This window comes from Kitasatospora sp. NPDC022856 (genome assembly GCF_055561235.1).
Genome location: NZ_JBVHHE010000001.1, coordinates 368,302 through 385,080 on the forward strand (window position 1 = coordinate 368,302; position 16,779 = coordinate 385,080).

A 16,779-nucleotide genomic window follows, 5' to 3' on the forward strand; every position below is an offset into this window, starting at 1 on the left:
TCAGATCCAGCTGGTGAACCACATCCGGTCCTGCCAGGACGTCATGGGGATCACCTCCGCCGTGTAGAGCGGATAGAAGAAGGCGAAGCAGGCCACGATCGCCAGCACGATCAGCCCGGCCCCGGCCGCACCCACCCGGCGCCGCTCGGGCGAGCACCCGGCCGGGCCGAGCATCGCCCCGAGCATCTGCGCCACGGCCAGGCAGAGGAAGGGCACCAGCACCACCATGTAGAACGAGAAGACCGTCCGCTCCTGGTACTGGAACCACGGCAGGTAGACGCCGGCGACGCCGCAGAGCACCGCGCCCGAGCGCCAGTCCCGGCGGAAGAACCAGCGCCAGAGCAGGTAGGCCAGGGCGAAGCAGGCCGTCCACCAGAGCAGCGGGGTGCCGAGGCCGAGGATCTGCGCGGCGCAGCCGCCGGAGGCCGTGCAGCCCTGCTGCCCGTTCGGCACCTGCTCCCAGTACATGGAGACCGGGCGGCCCTGGACCAGCCAGCTGAACGGGTTCGACTGGTAGGTGTGCGGGGTGCTCAGGCCGGTGTTGAAGTCGTACATCTGGGCGTGGTAGTGCCAGAGGCTGCGCAGCGGCGCCGGCACCCAGCTCAGCGGGACCTGCGGCAGCGGGACGCCGAGGAAGCTGTCGGCGGAGAGGCCGGCCCGGTCGTCGGCCCAGTGCCGGTCGTACCCGCCGCCGGTGCGGCCGCCGGCGGCGAGCCAGCCGGCCCAGGAGCCGACGTACACCACGAGGGCCGAGCCGACCATCGCGAGCAGGGCGGGCAGCGCGTCCCGGCGCAGCATCGAGCGCCAGGGGCGGCGGGCGCCGGCCCAGCGGCGGCCGGACTGGTCCCAGAGCACGGTGAGCAGGCCGAACGCGGCGAGCACCATGACGCCGTTCCACTTGACCGCGCAGGCGGCGCCGAGCGCGACCCCGGCGGCGATCCGCCAGGGGCGCGGGCCCAGGCGGATCCGGTCGCCGTCCGGCTGCGCGCCGTCGCGGGCGGACGCCAGCCGGGCCCGGGTGCGGTCGCGGTCGACCAGCAGGGAGCCGAAGGCGGCGAGCACGAAGAACATCTGGACGCCGTCCAGCAGGCCGACCCGGCTCATCACCAGCTGGAGCCCGTCGACGGCCATCAGCAGGGCGGCGGTGCAGCCGATCAGGGTGGAGCCGAACAGCCGGCGGCCGATCCGGGCCAGCATCAGCACGGTCACGGTGCCGAGCAGCGCGGTCATGAAACGCCAGCCGAAGGGGTGCAGGCCGAAGCCCCATTCGCCGAGCGAGATGACCCATTTGCCGAGCGGCGGGTGGGCGATGAACTCCGGCGCGGAGGTGAGCGGGATGCGCTGCGGCACCCCCAGGATGTCGGCGTTGGCGCTGTCCGGCCAGGTGCCCTCGTAGCCCTGTCGCAGCAGCGACCAGGCGTCCTTGGGGTAGTACGTCTCGTCGAAGACGAAGGCGTTGGGGTAGCCGAGGTTCCAGAACCTCAGCAGTCCGGCGAAGAGCGCCACGCCGATCGGCCCGAGCCAGCCGGCCCGTTCGGCCGCCCAGCGCGGCAGCCCCCGACGGGCCGGTACGGGGGCTGCGGGGGCCGCTGGTGCGGGTGGGTGCGTGAGCGCCGCTTGCGTCATAGCCTCGCCGATTTCGCCTGTCTCGCCTGTGCCGGTCGGAGCCGGACGGTCAACAGCCACTGACACTATGTGCCGGTGGTCACGAATCCAAGCGCGACGAGCGCCGTCCAGGTGACCCGGACGGCGCAGTCGTGGCATGTCAGGCCGGGCGTCACGCCGCGGTCTGGAGCTCCCGGACCGGGAGGGTCGTCCGGACGACGGCCGGGGCCGCGTTGTCCTGGACGGCGGTGAGGTACGGGCGCAGCCGCAGCGCCAGGACCACGATGAGCACGGTGGAGCCGGCCATCGCCGCCAGGTAGAGCGGCCAGGTGCCGGAGCCGACCAGCAGCACGCCGACGGCCGGGCCGACCGCGATCGCGACCTGCTTCACCAGGGCGTATCCGGAGTTGTAGGTGCCGAGCAGCCGGGCCGGGGCGAGATCGGCGACGATCGGGCCCAGGGTGGGGGCGAGCAGCGACTCGCCCACCCCGAACAGGGCGTAGATCGAGACGATCGCGACCGTGGCGGCCATGGTCTCGGTCCGGATCAGGCCGGCCACCATGGCCATCGCCCAGGCACCCAGCCAGACCACGCCGGCCGCGGCCATCGCGGTGGTGCGCCGGCGGCGGGCGGTGATCCGCACCACGAACATCTGCAGCACGACGATGGTCAGCGCGTTGGCGCCGATGGCGATGCCCAGGGTGGAGGGCGCGGTGCCGACGGTGTCGGTGGCGAACGCCGCGACACCGGACTCGAACTGGCCGTAGCAGGTGAAGAAGATCAGCCCGGCGAGCACGCAGAGCCGCAGCATCGCCTTGTCGGCGACCAGCGCGCGCAGGCCCTGGGGGCCCTTGGCCGCGCCCGGGACCAGGACCGGGGCCGCGTTCGGGATCCGGGCGCCGCCGGTGACCAGGGCCAGGCCCAGGAAGGTGACGGCCTCGATGGTGAACAGCCGGGTCAGGCTGGCCGGGTCGGCGACGTCCACGATCTGGCCGCCGACCAGCGCGCCGATGCCCATGCCCAGGTTGATCAGGGTGAACTGCAGCGCGAAGGCGTGCGACCTGGTCGCGGCGGTCGAGCAGCGGACGATCATGGTGGCGAGCGCCGGCTGGCAGGTGGTGACACCCGCGCCGAACAGGAAGGACGAGACCAGGAGGGCCGGGGTGCCGGCGGCGTGGCCGAAGGCGAACGCGCCGGTGGCGGCGAGCGCGGCACCGGCGAGCAGCACCGGGCGCGGGCCGTACCGGTCGATGCCGCGGCCGGTGAACGGGAGCACCGCGAGCGCGGCCAGCGCGAAGACGGTGAACACCATCCCGGCGGCCAGCGAGCCCAGCCCCCGCACCTGGTCCACGTACACGAACATGTACGGCATCGTGAATCCGCTGCCGAACGCACTGAGCGCGTTGCCGATCTGGACGCGGCGCAGCGGGCCGCCCGCCCCATGACGCCGCTGCCTCCGCTGCTTCACCGTGCCGGTCACCGTGCACACCCCTTCGCTGGTTTCAATGAATACTCTTAAGGGCAGAAGATTTAAGAGCTAAAGTCTGCCGAGATAAAGTCTTAGCACCGGAAGACTGCGGAGTCAAAGGCTTAAGGTCTGCACCCCCACGTGCGACACTGGTCCGCATGACAGCAGACAAGCCCGCGCCGGCCGCCCCCGACGAGCTGGGCATCGCCGAGCAGGTGGCCGTCTACCAGCGGGAATTCCCCACCGTGGACCCGCAGGTGGAGACCATCGTGCAGACCCTCTCCCGGGTCGCCCGGCGGATGGGCGTCTCCTACAGCCGGCAGCTGACTGTGCTGGGAATCACCTCCGCCGAGTGGGAGGTGCTCAAGGCCCTGGTGGTCGCCGGGAACCCGTACCGGCTGGGGCCGGGCGAGCTGGCCAAGCGGCTCGGGCTCACCCCGGCCGCGATGACCCACCGGATCGACCGGATGGTCGCCGAGGACCTCGTCACCCGGGAGCGGGACGAGACCAACCGGGTCCGGGTGATCATCGAGCTGACCGAGAACGGCCGCGACAAGTGGCTGGAGTCGATGCGGATGGCGGCCGTCTTCGAGGAGGAGCTGCTCCAGGACGTCGTCGGCGAGGACCGCACCGTGCTGTCCGCGATGCTGGCCCGGATGCTGCGCCGGATCGAGGAGAGCCAGCCCGACGCCCTCGGGCGCACCGACGACCTGGCCTGAGCCCGACGGGCCGGTGTCCCGGTGGCCCGGCCCGGCCCGAGCCCAGTGGGCCGGGCGGCCGGGTGCCGGGCGCCCGCCCCGGGCCCGGGAACGTGGAAAGTCCGGCCCGCCGGGGTGTCGTCCCCCGGCGGGCCGGACTCGTGGTGCGAGGGTCCGTCAGGGCCCTCAGATCTTCAGGTGCTGCTCAGGTGCGCGGGCCCGCGGACGGCCGGGCACCTGAACGGTGGAGCGGTACGGCCTCAGCAGGGGCCGTTGTCGGTCCAGACGCCCCACTGACCGGTGGTGGCGGGGTCCTCGCCCTTGGTCCACCACTTGTTGGTGTAGTAGTGGCCCTTCCAGGAGACCTTGGTCGAGGTGGCGTAGGTGGCCGCCGCGTCCCAGCTCGGGGCGGCGGAGCAGCCGGCCGGAGAGGTCGGGGTGGTGGTCGGCGTCGGGGTCGCGGTGGGGGTGGCCGTCGCGGTCGGGGTGGCCGTCGCGGTCGGGGTCGGCGTGGGGGTCACCGTCTTGGTCGGGGTCGGGGTGGGGCTCGGCGCGGCCGGGCAGGCGGCGGCGGACCCGTTGGTGGCCTCGACCATCTTGTCGAACAGCGCGGTCTTGGTCCCCAGGTCGTACAGCGAGAAGGCGAAGGAGCCGCCGAGGCCGTTGCAGTGGGCGTAGTCGACCTTGGCCTGGATCGACCGGGTGTCCTCACCGCTCCAGAACGTGGAGCCGTCGTAGAAGTACGTGGTCTTCGCCGTGTCGTCCCAGAAGGTCCGGGCCGGGTTGTCGACGAAGCCCGCGAGCTCCTTGTACATCTGGATGCCGGGGACGTTGCCGGACATCGCCGCGCCGGCGGCCGGGCCGGTGGCGGGCTGGAAGAGACCGTTCTTGCCGTTGTTCTGGACGCCGGTCCAGCCGCGGTAGTAGAACGGCACACCCACGTTGATCTTCTTGGCGGGGAAGCCGCCCGGGATGCCGTAGTCGGTGTCACCGGCGGTGTACGCCTTGATCGCGGCATCGACCGAGTACTTGCCGTTGCCCGGCGCGGCCGGGGTCATCGGGTCGTCCGGGCCGGAGTAGATCGGGGCCTGGTGGTTGGTCGGGCCCTTGGCGTCCCAGGCACCGTGCATGTCGTAGGTCATGATGTCCAGGAACGTGAGGTACTGACCGATCTTGTCGGTCTCCACGTTCCGGATCTTGTCCTGGCCGGCGCCGACCGCCGCCGCCGTGGCGTAGGTCTTGCCGTCGGTCTTGCCCTGGGCGTCCAGTTGCTCGCGCAGCTCCTTCAGCAGCAGGGTGAAGTTCTGCTTGTCGCTCGGGCTGGAGATGTTGCCGGTGTGGCCGCCACCGCCCGGGTACTCCCAGTCGATGTCGATGCCGTCGAAGATGCCGGCCGCCGAGCCCGGGCCGCCGTAGCCGGCGTCCGTCGGCAGGTTGCCCTTGATGAACATGTCGATGCAGGACGAGACCAGCTTCTTGCGGGAGGCGTCCGTGGCGGCCGCCGCCGAGAAGTACTTGGAGTACGTCCAACCGCCCAGCGAGATCAGGACCTTGAGGTTGGGGTTCTTCGCCTTCAGCTTCTTCAGCTGGTTGAAGTTGCCCGCGATCGGCTGGCCCCAGGCGTCGCCGACGCCGTCGACCGAGATGTCCGGGCCGAAGCTCTTCTGGTAGTCGGCGAACGCGTCGCCCGCACCGTCACCCGCGTTGGGGTTGTTGTCGTCCTGGCTCGCGGCCTTGGTGGCCTCGAAACAGTTCAGGTTGGTGGGGTGGATGTTCGCGAACGAGTAGATCAGGTAGTCCAGCTTCCCGGCGACGCCGGTGTCCTGGATCGTCTTCGGGTAGTACGCGTTCGCGTAGATCGACCACTGGTCGAAGTAGGCGACCTTGATGCCACCGCTGGTGGCGGGCGCGCCGGTGGAGTTGGTGACGGCCGCGCTGGCCGAGGCACCACCGGTGAGGGCGAGGCCCGCGCCGAGCAGCAGGGAGGCGGTCGTGCCGACCGCGAGGGCGGCCAGGCTCTTCGGGCGCCGCCGGCGGCCGCCCTCCTGAGCCGGGGTCCCGGCCCTTTCGATACGTGAACGGAGCATGGGTGCGTGACTCCTGGTTGTGGGGGATCCGCCGCGCCTGGCGGGCTCGTACGGGGTGGGGCCGTACGACCAGGGCATGACAGAACGGGGGAAAGGGAATCGAGCGGGTACATGCCTGACGGACACCGGGATATGCCGAACCGGCGCCCGCGGCCACAGACCGCTGACGCCGGTTCAGGGGCTCCCTGCACCTGTGGATTAAAATGGACTAGACCAACTCGCCCGTCAAGGGGTGATGTTGAGGCTTGAGTCGCGCTTAAGGTTGGCCCCCGCCGGGCCGGCCCCGCTGACCTGCGGATCAGTACCGGACGGCGTTGGCCACCACGACCTTCACCGAGCCGGAGAGGTCGCGGTTGCTCCGGGCGGTGGCCTGGGCGGTCTGCCCGGCGGCCACGTCCGGAACGGTCACCGCCGTCGCGTCCAGGACATTGCCGGAGTCGTCGGTGAAGTTGACCTGAATCACGTACCGGTTGGACTGCTGCTCGTGGTTGGCGACGGAGAGCGTCGCCTCGGCCTTGCCGTCCGAGCCGATCGTCACCCCGCTCACCGTGACGTCCCCCTTGGCGTCCAGCCCGCCCTTGACGTTCGAGACCGCCGAGGAGGCCGCCGCCTGCGCCGAGGCGGCCACCGACGCCACCGCGGAGGAGGCCGCCGAGGAGAGCCCGCTCGCGGCCGACTCCACCGCCGAGGCGGCGGCGGAGGCGGCGGCCGAGAGGCCCGACTGGACCGCGCCGGCGGCCGAGGAGACGGCCTTGCTCGGCTCGCTGTCCGAGGAGCAGCCGGCCAGCGCCGCCGTGCCCAGGGCGGCCGCGGCCAGGACACCGGCCACCGCCCGGCGGGGACGGCGCACCACCGCGGCGGTGACGTCCTGGGCGGTGGTGCGGGTCGGGTGGGTCGGGCCGGTCGGGCGGTTCGCCCGGGTCGGCGACTGGCGGTCCATGGGTCCTCGATTCTGCGCGTCGTCGTCCGCGCTGCTTCGTCTCCGCGCTGCGGCGGCTCTGCTCCGGCTCGGCGCCGGGCTGCCCGGCACACCTCACGCCCACCCTCCGAGGGCGCGACCGCGCCCGCCAACAGGGGTGGGCATCCGGGTGAGGGTCGCGGCGGGCCGCGACCGCGGGGTTCCGCGCACCGCCCCGGCGCGCGGAACTCCGGTGGGGCGGTTTCAGGACAGCCCCGAGCCCTCCTGCGTCTGCGCCTCCACGGCGGCCCGCTCCTCGCGCAGCCGCACCACGTGCCGGCGGCGGGCCACCACGCCGTACGCCGAGGCGGCGCTCGCGGCGAACGCCACCAGGCCCACCCAGGGCCGGTCGAAGGCGTGGCCGGTCAGGTGGTCGAGCGAGTACCGCCCCGGTCCCGCCAGGCCCAGCGCGAGCCCGGTCGCCCCCAGGAACGCCGGGTACTCGTAGCCGCCCGACATCACGAAGAAGCCGGACGGGGCGTGCACCGCGACCGCGCCCGCCATGGTGCCGGCCACCACCGCGCCGGCCGCCGGGGTGGCCAGCCCGGCCACCAGCAGCGCGCCGCCGCCGGCCTCGCCGAGGCCGGCCGCCAGGGCGCTCTGCCGGGCCGGGTGGAAGCCCATGTGCTCCATCGCCTGGGTGGTGCCCTCCAGGCCGCCGCCACCGAACCAGCCGAACAGCTTCTGGGTGCCGTGCGCGATCAGCACTCCGCCGACGGCGCCGCGCAGGGCCAGCAGGCCGAGATCCTTACGGTTCAGACACATGTCGAGTCCTCGTTCCAGCGGAGGTGATCCCCTCGTTCCAGCGGAGGTGATCCGGCTTCCATAGGAGCCGAAAGGGCGGGCCGGCTCGACCCGGGACCGCCATCCGGGCGAACATCGGAGCACCGAGGAATGGAGGAACGATGGCCACCGACCCGCCCGCGCCGCCGCCCGCCTACCAGCTGGACGGCGACGCGATCACCGACCGCGTCGCGTTCTACACCGCCCTGGGCGCCGCCCTGAACGGCCCCGGCGGCTACTACGGCAGCAACCTCGACGCACTGGCCGACTGCCTGCACGGCGGCTTCGGGCCCGCTCCCCCGTTCACCCTGGTCTGGCGGGACGCCGGCACCGCCCGGCGGCACCTCACGGGCACCGTGGTCATCGGCGGGCGGCGGCTGAGCTACTTCGACGCGATCCTCGACACCCTGCGCACCGAGGGCGTGGCGGTCGAACTGCGCTGAGCGTCCCGATCATGCTTGGCCCATGTTCGTCTTCAACCTGAGCAGCGCGTTCATCGCCTTCTTCGCCGTCGTGGGCCCGCCGAAGGTCCTGCTGTCCTTCGCCCGGCTGGCCGCCACCCGCAGCACCCACGAACTGCGGCGGCTGGCGGCCTGGAGTTCCCTGATCACCGCCCTGATCGGCCTGGTGCTCGCCTACAGCGCGGACTTCGTGACCTCGCTGTTCCACATCAGCGACCAGTCGCTGCAACTGGCCGGCGGGACGATCTTCTTCGTCTACGCCGTCGCCCTGGTCCTCGGCATCCACCTCGGCGCCGGCACCGGCGAGGACGACGACCACCTGCCGAACCCGATGGTGGACGGCATCCGCGAACTGATGCTCCCGTACGTGGCCAGCCCGCTGGCGGTCACCGCGGTGCTGGTGGGCTCGCTCAGCAAGGACGACTGGGGCTGGCGGACCACCGTCGTCGGTGCCTACCTCGCCGTGGTGGCGATCAACTACATCTGCGTGGCGGCGCTCGCCCCGCTGATGCGGCGCACCCACCGGACGTCGCTGGAGGTGCTCTCCCGGCTGCTCGGCCTGCTGCTGGCGGCGGTCGGCGTGGAGCTGTTCCTGAACGGCCTGGCGGGGCTGGGACTGCACCTGCCCGAGGCGCACTGAGGGCGGCGCGGCGCCGGCGCGGGCGTCAGGGCGCGACCACCGGCCGCCAGGGCACCGGGCTGGAGAGGATCATCGAGCTGGCCGGCTGCCCATAGCCGCCGAGGCGGTCGATCAGTGCCTCGAAGGCGGCCATCGCGGGGACCGCCACCAGCAGCACGCAGCAGGCCCCGCCGGTCACCCGGTGCAGTTGGAGGACCTCCGGCCACCGCGGCACCTCCGGGTCGCGCAGCACGCAGCGCGGGCCGTAGCACTGGAGCTGGACCAGCGCGGTGATCGGCAGCCCGGCCCGGGCGGGGTCGACGTGGGCGTGGTACCCGCTGATCACCCCCTCGGCCTCCAACCGGCGCACCCGTTCGGCGACGGCGGGTGCGGAGAGGCTCACCCGGCGGGAGAGTTCGTTGTACGAGAGCCGGGCATCGGCCTGCAGCTCGGCCAGCAGGCGGCGGTCGACGGCGTCCATGGCGGCTCCCGGAGAGGTTGATCGACTGGCTGGATCCCGCTCTTTTGCGATCGTAAAGGGAATCGGTGCGAAGACCTCTCGATCGGCAGGTCCGGCTGCGGTTGCCGTGCCCGGTGCCCATTCAAGTGGGGGCAGTGACCGCCGCACAATGGGGCCCCGGCCACTACGGACCAGCAGGCGGCCGCGTCACCGGTAGGGCGGCATCCGCCGGCCGGGTCATCAGGAGGGATCGGGATGGGGCACGACACGGTGGAGACACCCAACCTGTCGTTCGGTCGGGGCGGTGAGCCGGGTCGGGGCACCCCCTACGCCCGGTACGCGCGCCTGGAGGAGCTGCACAGCCTGCAGCAGCCGCGCAGCAAGGTCCCGGCCGAGCTGTCGTTCATCGTCACCACCCAGGTGATGGAGCTGCTCTTCGGCCTGCTCCGGCACGAGTGGACGCTGGCCCAGCAGGCCATGCGCGAGGACGACCTGCCGGCCGCGCTGGCCGCGCTGCGGCGCGGCACCCATGTGCAGGACGTCCTGGTGGAGTCCTGGGACCTGCTGGCGACCATGACCCCGCAGGAGTTCAACGCCTTCCGCTCGGTGTTCGGCGAGGCCTCCGGGTTCCAGTCCTCGGCCTTCCTGCACCTGGAGTTCCTGCTGGGCAACAAGAACGCCGGCCTGCTGCGGATGTACGACGAGATACCCGAGACGCGGGCCGAGCTGAGCGAGGCGCTGCGCGCCCCCGGTCTGTACGACGACGCCCTGGCGCTGCTCGCCCGGCGCGGACTGGCGGTGCCGCACGAGCCCTCCGAGCAGCGGCACCGGGCCGATCCGGCCGTGGAGGCCGCCTGGCGGCAGGTCTACGCCGACCCCGCGCACGCGGCGCTGCAGCCGCTCGCCGAAGCGCTGCTGGATGTCGCCGAGCGGGTCACCCGCTGGCGCCAGCGGCACCTGGCCGCGGTGAAGCGCGCGATGGGCGCCAAGCCCGGCTCGGGCGGCTCCAGCGGCCTCACCTGGCTGCGCAAGGCCGCCGAGCAGGACGTGTTCCCCGAGCTGTGGACCGTACGGGACGAGCTGTGAGCGAGAGAGTGGGCAGGACGTTGGGCATCATGACGCGCGAGGAGTGCGCGGCGCTGGACGCCGTCGACCCGCTGGCGGCGTTCCGCAAGGAGTTCGCCCTGCCCGAGGGCGTCGTCTACCTGGACGGGAACTCGCTCGGAGCGCTGCCGGCCCGCACCCCGGAGCGGGTGCGGCAGGTCGTCGAGGAGGAGTGGGGCCGCGAGCTGATCCGCAGCTGGAACGAGGCCGGCTGGTTCGAGCAGCCCTACCGGCTCGGCCGACGGATCGCGCCGCTGATCGGGGCCGGCCCCGAGGAGGTCGTGGTCTGCGACACCACCTCGGTCAACCTGTTCAAGGTGCTGACGGCCGCGCTGCGGCTGCGCCCCGGCCGGCACACGGTGCTCGGCGACGGCGCGGCCTTCCCCACCGACCTCTACATCGCCGAGGGCGTGACCGGGCTGTTCGAGGGCGCGCGCAGCGTGCTGACCACCCCCGGGGAGCTCGACCGGCAGCTGGACGCGGACGTCGCCGTCGTCGTCCTCTCGCATGTGGACTACCGCACCGGCGAGCTGCTGGACATGCCCGGGATCACCGCCCGGGTGCAGGCCGCGGGCGCCCTGATGATCTGGGACGTCTGCCACTCGGTGGGCGCCCTGCCGATCGAACTCGACGCGAGCAACGCGGACTTCGCGGTCGGCTGCACCTACAAGTACCTGAACGCCGGCCCCGGCGCGCCGGCCTTCCTGTACGTGGCCCGGCGCCACCTCGCGGCCGGCCCGCGGCAGCCGCTGAGCGGCTGGTTCGGCCACGCCCGCCCGTTCGCCTTCGAGCCCGGGTACGACCCGAGGGAGGGCATCGGGCGCTTCCTGACCAGCTCGCCCTCGCTGCTCGGCCAGGCCGCGCTGGGCACCAGCCTGGACATCTGGGAGCGCGCCGACCTGGACGCGGTACGGGCGAAGAGCCTGGCCCTGACCGACCTCTTCATCGCGCTGGTGGAGGGGCTGGAGGGGATCGAGGTGGCCACCCCGCGCGAGCACGCCCGGCGCGGCAGCCAGGTCGCCCTGCGGCACGCCGACGGCTACCCGGTGGTGCAGGCGCTGATCGAGCGCGGGGTGATCGGGGACTTCCGCGCACCTGACCTCATGCGCTTCGGCTTCACCCCGCTGTACCTGTCGTACGTGGACGTCTGGGACGCCGCGCGGCAGCTGGCCGAGGTGCTGGAGACCGGCGAGTGGCGGGCGGAGCGGTTCGGCCGGCGCGGCGAGGTGACCTGACCTGACCGGAGCGGACCGGGGCCGGCGCCGGAGCCGGGTCGGCGGTTCGGCCGCGGTTCGGCCGCGGTTCGGCGCCAACCAGGGCGGGCAGCACCTTCTATGACGGGACATCAGGTCGTAGGGGGAGCAGATGAACTTCGAGCTCGGTCCGCTGAAGCCCGAACCCGGCCAACTGATCGTCGGCCTGATCTGCTTCCTCCTGATGGTCCGGGTGCTGGGCCGCCGGGTGCTCCCGCGGATCGAGCGGCTCCAGGCCGATCGCCGGGACGCCACCGAGGGCGGCGTGGAGCGGGCGGAGGCGCTCCACGCCGAGGCGGACCGCGTCTACGAGGCCTACCGGAACGAACTGGCGGACGCGCGGCACGAGGCGGCGCGGATCCGGCAGGAGGCCGCCGAACAGGGCGCGGCCGCCATCGCGGCGGCCCGCGAGGAGGGGGTCCGGGAGCGCGACCGGCTGGTCGCCGAGGCCCACGCCCGGATCACCGTCGACCAGGCACTCGCGGCCGTCGCCCTCCGGCAGGACGTCGGCGAACTGGCGGTCGACCTGGCCGGCCGGATCGTCGGCGAGTCGCTGGCGGCCGTCGCCGCCGAGCGCGACACGGTGGAGCGCTTCTTCGCCGAGCACTGAGCCGGTGCGGCGCACGCCCGTTCGCACCGGCCGAACGGCCCCGCACCCGCCAGGGCGGGCCTGCCCGGGGCCGGTCGATCCGGTGGCCAGCTCAGATCACCGCAGGTCACCGCGGGGCAGCTCCCGGACCGGGGCCCCGGCCGACGGGGCCGGTCGCGGGTCGGGTCGCCCGGTCGGCCGACCGGGCGACCCGACGGAGCTCCGGCGCCTCGGCGGTCAGGCGCGTCGGTCCGGTGGGGCCTGCGGGTCTGGTGAGGCCTGCAGGCCCTGCGGGCTAGCTGTGGCGTCCGCGTCGGCGGGCGACCAGGACGGCGAGGCCGCCGAGGCCGAGCACGGCGACACCGGCCAGGCCGAGCACGACCGGGCCGTCACCCGCGCCGGTCGACGGCAGCTGCCCGCCCCCGCCGGTCGACGAGCCGGGAGCCGGCAGATGGCTGGTCGGCCGGTGGCTACTGGGCCGGTGGCTGGTCGGGTGCTCGCTCGGACCGGTCGGAGCGGGGCTGGACGACGTGGGGGCCGGGGTGCTGGAGGTGGAGGTCGGCGACGTCGGGGAGGGTGAGGTCGGGGACGGCGAGGTGGAGGTCGGCGTGGGGCTGGGGGAGGTCGGCGACGGGCTCGGCGAGGTCGGCGAGGGGCTGGGCGTCACGGCGCAGTCCGGCAGGTCCCCGTCGAACGGGTAACCGTGGATCTCGTAGCCGCCGTTGCCGGTCTGGATCAGATTGCCCGCCAGGTAGACCCGGCCGTTCATGCCGGGCTGGGCGAGGGTCGTGGTGCCCCCCGCGTTGCCCGCCATGACCGAGCCCTGGAACTGGGCGCCGCCGAGGATCCGCGCGTCGGTGGCCGTGGGGAAGTTCCACATGAGCCTGGAACGCATCTCGGTGGTCTGGTCCCCCGGGAGGCCGGTACCGGTGTAGGTGTTGATCACCGGGTCGGCCGCCAGCATGTTGACGACCACGGTGGCGCCGGCCGGGACGCCGGTGAAGACCAGGCCGATCTGCCGGGTGGTCGAGCCCAGGTTCCCGGTGACGTTGAAGACCTGCTTCATGCTGGTCCCGTCCCCCGCGAAGGTGGCCTCGCTGCCGGTCACCGTGACCGTGCCGGTGGCGGTCGCCCTGGCGACGCAGGCGGAGACCTCCTCGATCTGGTTCAGCACCGAACGGTAGGGCGCGGCGGCGTCCGGATCCGCGATCGACCGGCCGGTGGGGTCGATGTCGACGGTGCCGGTGACCGTGCCCGCGTGACGGAGGTTGCCGAAGGCCGCGCCCTTGGAGTCGCTGCCGCCGATGAGGATCCGGTTGCCGGCCTTGACGTCCACGGCGCCGCCGACGGTCACGAAGTCGCTGCCGTTGGGCGGCACCACCCGCGAACCGACCCCGACCACCCCCATGTTGAAGGCTCCGCCGCCCTGGCTCTTGTCGACGGTGAGGTCCCCCAGGGTGACGATCTTGCCCTCGACCTCGGCCGCCCGGCCGTTCACGGTGTAGTCGCCGCCGGTGAAGACGTTGATCGTGGCGTCCCGCCCGGCGAAGTCCCCGTTGTGCGGCGGCGTCGGCCAGACCGCCGGGCAGTCGGGCCCGGAGCACGCCCCCAGCGGCGGGGCCAGTGGTGCGGCCGAGCCCACCGTCAGCACCGCGGCCATCGGGAGCGCGGCGACGGCGGTCGCCACCGCCAGTCGGACCGCCCCGCGTCCGCGGACGGCCGACGGCCTCCGGTCGGCGGCCGTCCTGCGCTCCGGTGAACCCATGCCCTGATCCATCGACACATTCCTCCGCACAGAGAGAGCGGCGGGTCGCACAACCCACCACGTTTCAGTTGATCCCATCTGATACACGACAGATCCGGTACATCCAACACCAAATAGGACGAACCACACCCTACAGACCGTCAGGATCGATCCCAAGCAGTCCGGGCGGGCGCCGATCGCGCCCGCGGGCGGCCACGACCACGGGCGGCCCCGCTAGGTTGGGACCATGACTTCCGAGGACCAGGACCCGCAGGCTCCGCTCGCCGCCGTCTCGGCCAGCGCGGACGTCCTGCGGCACCCCGAAGCCGGCGACCACCTGCTCACCGCCCTCGAACACGAACGCGCCGCGCGCTTCCGGCACGAGTCGGGGCGGGTCGACTTCACCGCCGCGCACATCCTGGTCCGGCTCTGCGCCGCCCGGCTGCTCGGCGTACCGGCGACCGGGCTGACGCTGGCCCAGAACTGCCCCGACTGCGGCAAGGGCGACCACGGCCGGCCCTACCTGCCGGACCACCCGGACGTCCAGGTGAGCCTCTCGCACACCCGCGGCGTCGTCGCGGCCGCCGCCGGGTACCAGCCGGTCGGCGTCGACGTCGAGCTGACGGCACGGAGCGGCTCGCTCCTCGACGTCGCCGCACGGGTGCTCAGCCCGGCCGAACTGCGGCAGGTCGAGGCGCACCCGGAGCCCGGGCGGGCGTTCCTGCGCCTGTGGGTGCGCAAGGAGTCGCTGATCAAGCTCGGCCGGGCCAGCCTGGACACCCTGGCCGGCGTCGACCTCTCCGCACTGCCGCTCGACGTGCCGGCGGGCGAGCCGCTGCACAGCCGCTACCAGGACCTCCACCTGCTCGACTGGGCGGACGTCCGACAGGGAGCGGCCGTCTCGGTCGCCAGCACCGCCGCCCCCCGGGTCGTGGTGCTGACGCCGCCGGCCGGCTGACCCACGGGCCCGCCCGCCCCTGGAACCGTGGTCCCACCTGCGCGGCCGGGGCCCGGATAAGCGGTGTTAGCGTGCCTGCTCAGGGCTCGGAAACCGGACGCCCCGGCTGCCCGCGCCGCGTCCCCGGCGCGCAGCCCCCGTTGGATCAAAGGGTGTTCCCGCCATGGCCAAGTTCCTGCTGAGCCTGCACGTCCTCGCCTCGGTGCTGTTCATCGGCCCGGTGGCGGTGGCCGTCAGCATGTTCCCGCGCCGGGCCGCTGCCGCACTGGCCGGCGGACCGGAGCGGGCCGCCGAGGCCGGCACCCTGCGACTGCTGCACCGGATCACCCAGGTCTACGCGCTGCTGGGGATAGCCGTCCCGATCCTGGGCATCGGCGTCGCCCAGGTGATGGACGTGCTCGGGCAGTCCTGGCTGATCGTCTCCATGGTGCTCACCGCGCTTTCGGCGCTCGCGCTGCTGCTGTTCGTACTGCCCGCGCAGCAGGCCGCGGTGGACGCGCTCGACCTCGACGCCGGGGCACCGGAGCACGGCAAGGCCGTCCAGGGCCTGCGGCTGCTGCCGATGACCGCCGGGGTGTTCAACCTGCTCTGGGCCGTGGTCGTCGTCCTGATGGTCATCCGGCCCGGTTCGACCACCGGCGCCTGACCTGCGGCCGCCCCGCCGGGGGGATACCGGCGCGGGGGATACCGGCGCGGGGGGATACCGGCGCGGGGGATACCGGTGCGGGGGCGCTGCCGCGCGCCCGGTGCCGCGAGCCGGTTCAGGGCCGTGGTCGCGGACGCCGCACCGGGACGCCCGCCCGCTTCACCGCGCGGGCGACGATCGCCGTCTCGGCCCGGTCGACGCCGAGTGGGCCGAGCGTTCCGGTGAGGAAGCGGTAGAGACCGCCGTGGTCCGCGCAGAACAGGGTGGCCACCAGGTTCGCCGGACCGCTGGTCGCGAACACCCCGTGCACCTGGGGGTGGCGGGCCAGCGCCGTACCGACCTCGGCGAGCCGGCCCGGAGGCACGTCCAGCCAGAGGTTGGCGTCCACGGCCATGCCCAGCAGCCGTGGATCGACGGTGGCGTGGGTGCGCAGCAGACCGGCGCCGGCGAGCCGGTGCAGCCGGCGGCGGACGGTCGACTCGGGAGCGCCGACGGCCGCCGCCAGGGCGGCGTGGGACTGCCGGGCGTCCACGCCGAGGTGGGCGAGCAGCGCGTGGTCCAACGCGTCGAGCGGAGGCTTCTCCGGGGCGGTCGCGACGGGCGGCGGGGTCAGGGCGGCCACCTCGGCCTCGTCCAGGTAGCCGGCCCGCCACTGCCCCGCGTCGGAGAAGGCGTGCAGCACCGCGTGCGCGGTGGTCTCGGTGACCGCCGCGGTGGCGGGCAACCGCCCGTACAGCAGCCGGTCCCGCCCACCGGCGTCGCCCAGCATCACCGCACCGATCTCCTGGCCGCCGAGCACGACGTCGACGAAGGGAACGTCCGGGCGGTCGGCCAGGGCCTGGGCGATGGTGTCGGCCTTGCCGCGCAGCACCCGGACGCGCAGCAGCAGCGCACCGACGGCGGCGTCCTCGACGTCGGGCATCCGGACCACCCGCAGCAGCCCGGTCTGCTGCAGCCGGGCCAGCCGGCGGGTGACCGTCCGCGCGGAGACGCCGAGCACCTCGGCGATCCGGCCGGTCTCGGCCCGGCCGTCGACCTGCAGCGCGCAGACCAGGCGGCGGTCCAGCGCGTCCAGCACGCTGTCCGGATCAGCAGTCGAGAGGTCCATGAAGTCCGATCTCCGCCGGAACCACCCGGCCGTCCGTCCTGTTCGGCAGCACCGACGGTACCCCTGGTACCCGACGGCCGGGGGTTTTTCCTCCCGGCCCGCGACGGATCGGAGGACGGCCATGGACGAGGTACGGGCGCTCAGGGAGCTGCTGCCCGGGGTCGAGGCGGCGGTGCGCGAGGTCGGCGCGGAGCTGGCGGCGGCGCGGCCGGGCCCACCCCCGGGCGGACGCTCGGGG

At 73.3% G+C, this 16,779-nt stretch carries 16 protein-coding genes; 8 read left to right on the plus strand and 8 right to left on the minus strand.

The features are described from left to right. Both ACZ34W_RS01635 and ACZ34W_RS01640 read right to left on the minus strand, forming a co-directional pair. Positions 1-1,626, minus strand: a complete 1,626-nt coding sequence (locus ACZ34W_RS01635; RefSeq protein ID WP_329487430.1) for a dolichyl-phosphate-mannose--protein mannosyltransferase — start codon at positions 1,624-1,626, stop codon at positions 1-3. Positions 1,627-1,777: 151 nt separating this feature from the next. Continuing rightward, a complete protein-coding gene (locus ACZ34W_RS01640; RefSeq protein ID WP_465600694.1) occupies positions 1,778-3,085 on the minus strand; it encodes an MFS transporter in 1,308 nt (435 codons plus the stop codon). A gap of 146 nt (positions 3,086-3,231) precedes the next feature. Here ACZ34W_RS01640 and ACZ34W_RS01645 point away from each other — a divergent pair, with 146 nt between their 5' ends. Then, entirely contained in the window at positions 3,232-3,792 is a 561-nt protein-coding gene (locus tag ACZ34W_RS01645) for a MarR family winged helix-turn-helix transcriptional regulator (protein WP_329487432.1), read from the plus strand. 239 nt (positions 3,793-4,031) lie between these two features. On the opposite strand, the gene ACZ34W_RS01650 is transcribed toward ACZ34W_RS01645, so the two are convergent. The 3 genes from ACZ34W_RS01650 to ACZ34W_RS01660 form a co-directional block, all read right to left on the minus strand. Continuing rightward, positions 4,032-5,858 (minus strand): glycosyl hydrolase family 18 protein, encoded by a 1,827-nt coding sequence (locus tag ACZ34W_RS01650; RefSeq protein ID WP_465600698.1) that lies wholly within the window; start codon positions 5,856-5,858, stop codon positions 4,032-4,034. A 298-nt stretch (positions 5,859-6,156) separates the two neighbouring features. Then, a complete protein-coding gene (locus ACZ34W_RS01655) occupies positions 6,157-6,798 on the minus strand; it encodes a hypothetical protein (RefSeq protein WP_329487435.1) in 642 nt (213 codons plus the stop codon). A gap of 222 nt (positions 6,799-7,020) precedes the next feature. Continuing rightward, the gene (locus ACZ34W_RS01660; protein ID WP_329487436.1) at positions 7,021-7,581 is read right to left on the minus strand and encodes a DoxX family protein; all 561 of its coding nucleotides are present in this window, start codon (positions 7,579-7,581) and stop codon (positions 7,021-7,023) included. A gap of 140 nt (positions 7,582-7,721) precedes the next feature. Here ACZ34W_RS01660 and ACZ34W_RS01665 point away from each other — a divergent pair, with 140 nt between their 5' ends. Next, positions 7,722-8,042 (plus strand): barstar family protein, encoded by a 321-nt coding sequence (locus ACZ34W_RS01665; protein ID WP_465600703.1) that lies wholly within the window; start codon positions 7,722-7,724, stop codon positions 8,040-8,042. 22 nt (positions 8,043-8,064) lie between these two features. After that, entirely contained in the window at positions 8,065-8,700 is a 636-nt protein-coding gene (locus tag ACZ34W_RS01670) for a MarC family protein (protein ID WP_329487438.1), read from the plus strand. 25 nt (positions 8,701-8,725) lie between these two features. On the opposite strand, the gene ACZ34W_RS01675 is transcribed toward ACZ34W_RS01670, so the two are convergent. Then, on the minus strand, positions 8,726-9,160 hold the full coding sequence (locus ACZ34W_RS01675) for an Lrp/AsnC family transcriptional regulator (RefSeq protein WP_329487439.1): 435 nt from the start codon (positions 9,158-9,160) through the stop codon (positions 8,726-8,728). A 234-nt stretch (positions 9,161-9,394) separates the two neighbouring features. Here ACZ34W_RS01675 and ACZ34W_RS01680 point away from each other — a divergent pair, with 234 nt between their 5' ends. The 3 genes from ACZ34W_RS01680 (at position 9,395) to ACZ34W_RS01690 (ending at position 12,106) form a co-directional block, all read left to right on the plus strand. Continuing rightward, complete coding sequence (locus tag ACZ34W_RS01680; protein ID WP_329487440.1) at positions 9,395-10,225, plus strand: tryptophan 2,3-dioxygenase; 831 nt, start codon at positions 9,395-9,397, stop codon at positions 10,223-10,225. Between the two features lie 29 nt (positions 10,226-10,254). Then, positions 10,255-11,478, plus strand: a complete 1,224-nt coding sequence (gene kynU / locus ACZ34W_RS01685) for a kynureninase (RefSeq protein WP_465600708.1) — start codon at positions 10,255-10,257, stop codon at positions 11,476-11,478. A 130-nt stretch (positions 11,479-11,608) separates the two neighbouring features. After that, the gene (locus tag ACZ34W_RS01690) at positions 11,609-12,106 is read left to right on the plus strand and encodes a F0F1 ATP synthase subunit B family protein (protein WP_465600711.1); all 498 of its coding nucleotides are present in this window, start codon (positions 11,609-11,611) and stop codon (positions 12,104-12,106) included. 274 nt (positions 12,107-12,380) lie between these two features. On the opposite strand, the gene ACZ34W_RS01695 is transcribed toward ACZ34W_RS01690, so the two are convergent. Next, positions 12,381-13,850, minus strand: coding sequence for a choice-of-anchor A family protein (locus ACZ34W_RS01695; protein ID WP_465600714.1), 1,470 nt, complete (start codon positions 13,848-13,850; stop codon positions 12,381-12,383). Between the two features lie 226 nt (positions 13,851-14,076). Between ACZ34W_RS01695 and ACZ34W_RS01700 the strand changes: the two genes are divergently transcribed. Both ACZ34W_RS01700 and ACZ34W_RS01705 read left to right on the plus strand, forming a co-directional pair. Continuing rightward, a complete protein-coding gene (locus ACZ34W_RS01700) occupies positions 14,077-14,787 on the plus strand; it encodes a 4'-phosphopantetheinyl transferase family protein (protein WP_329487444.1) in 711 nt (236 codons plus the stop codon). Positions 14,788-14,950: 163 nt separating this feature from the next. Then, positions 14,951-15,433, plus strand: coding sequence for a DUF2269 family protein (locus ACZ34W_RS01705; protein ID WP_329487445.1), 483 nt, complete (start codon positions 14,951-14,953; stop codon positions 15,431-15,433). Between the two features lie 115 nt (positions 15,434-15,548). Here the strand turns inward: ACZ34W_RS01705 and ACZ34W_RS01710 are convergent, their stop codons facing one another. Beyond that, a complete protein-coding gene (locus ACZ34W_RS01710; RefSeq protein ID WP_465600719.1) occupies positions 15,549-16,541 on the minus strand; it encodes an Lrp/AsnC family transcriptional regulator in 993 nt (330 codons plus the stop codon). Positions 16,542-16,779 lie beyond the last annotated feature (238 nt).

What these genes read in the sequence shown, in the direction of transcription:
- ACZ34W_RS01700 (WP_329487444.1), top strand. Translation starts at nt 14,077, where the DNA reads ATGACTTCCGAGGACCAGGACCCGCAGGCTCCGCTCGCCGCCGTCTCG.
- ACZ34W_RS01650 (WP_465600698.1), bottom strand. Translation starts at nt 5,858, where the DNA reads ATGCTCCGTTCACGTATCGAAAGGGCCGGGACCCCGGCTCAGGAGGGC.
- kynU (WP_465600708.1), top strand. Translation starts at nt 10,255, where the DNA reads ATGACGCGCGAGGAGTGCGCGGCGCTGGACGCCGTCGACCCGCTGGCG.
- ACZ34W_RS01670 (WP_329487438.1), top strand. Translation starts at nt 8,065, where the DNA reads ATGTTCGTCTTCAACCTGAGCAGCGCGTTCATCGCCTTCTTCGCCGTC.
- ACZ34W_RS01705 (WP_329487445.1), top strand. Translation starts at nt 14,951, where the DNA reads ATGGCCAAGTTCCTGCTGAGCCTGCACGTCCTCGCCTCGGTGCTGTTC.
- ACZ34W_RS01635 (WP_329487430.1), bottom strand. Translation starts at nt 1,626, where the DNA reads ATGACGCAAGCGGCGCTCACGCACCCACCCGCACCAGCGGCCCCCGCA.
- ACZ34W_RS01655 (WP_329487435.1), bottom strand. Translation starts at nt 6,798, where the DNA reads ATGGACCGCCAGTCGCCGACCCGGGCGAACCGCCCGACCGGCCCGACC.
- ACZ34W_RS01695 (WP_465600714.1), bottom strand. Translation starts at nt 13,850, where the DNA reads ATGGGTTCACCGGAGCGCAGGACGGCCGCCGACCGGAGGCCGTCGGCC.
- ACZ34W_RS01690 (WP_465600711.1), top strand. Translation starts at nt 11,609, where the DNA reads ATGAACTTCGAGCTCGGTCCGCTGAAGCCCGAACCCGGCCAACTGATC.
- ACZ34W_RS01680 (WP_329487440.1), top strand. Translation starts at nt 9,395, where the DNA reads ATGGGGCACGACACGGTGGAGACACCCAACCTGTCGTTCGGTCGGGGC.
- ACZ34W_RS01660 (WP_329487436.1), bottom strand. Translation starts at nt 7,581, where the DNA reads ATGTGTCTGAACCGTAAGGATCTCGGCCTGCTGGCCCTGCGCGGCGCC.
- ACZ34W_RS01645 (WP_329487432.1), top strand. Translation starts at nt 3,232, where the DNA reads ATGACAGCAGACAAGCCCGCGCCGGCCGCCCCCGACGAGCTGGGCATC.
- ACZ34W_RS01665 (WP_465600703.1), top strand. Translation starts at nt 7,722, where the DNA reads ATGGCCACCGACCCGCCCGCGCCGCCGCCCGCCTACCAGCTGGACGGC.
- ACZ34W_RS01675 (WP_329487439.1), bottom strand. Translation starts at nt 9,160, where the DNA reads ATGGACGCCGTCGACCGCCGCCTGCTGGCCGAGCTGCAGGCCGATGCC.
- ACZ34W_RS01710 (WP_465600719.1), bottom strand. Translation starts at nt 16,541, where the DNA reads ATGGACCTCTCGACTGCTGATCCGGACAGCGTGCTGGACGCGCTGGAC.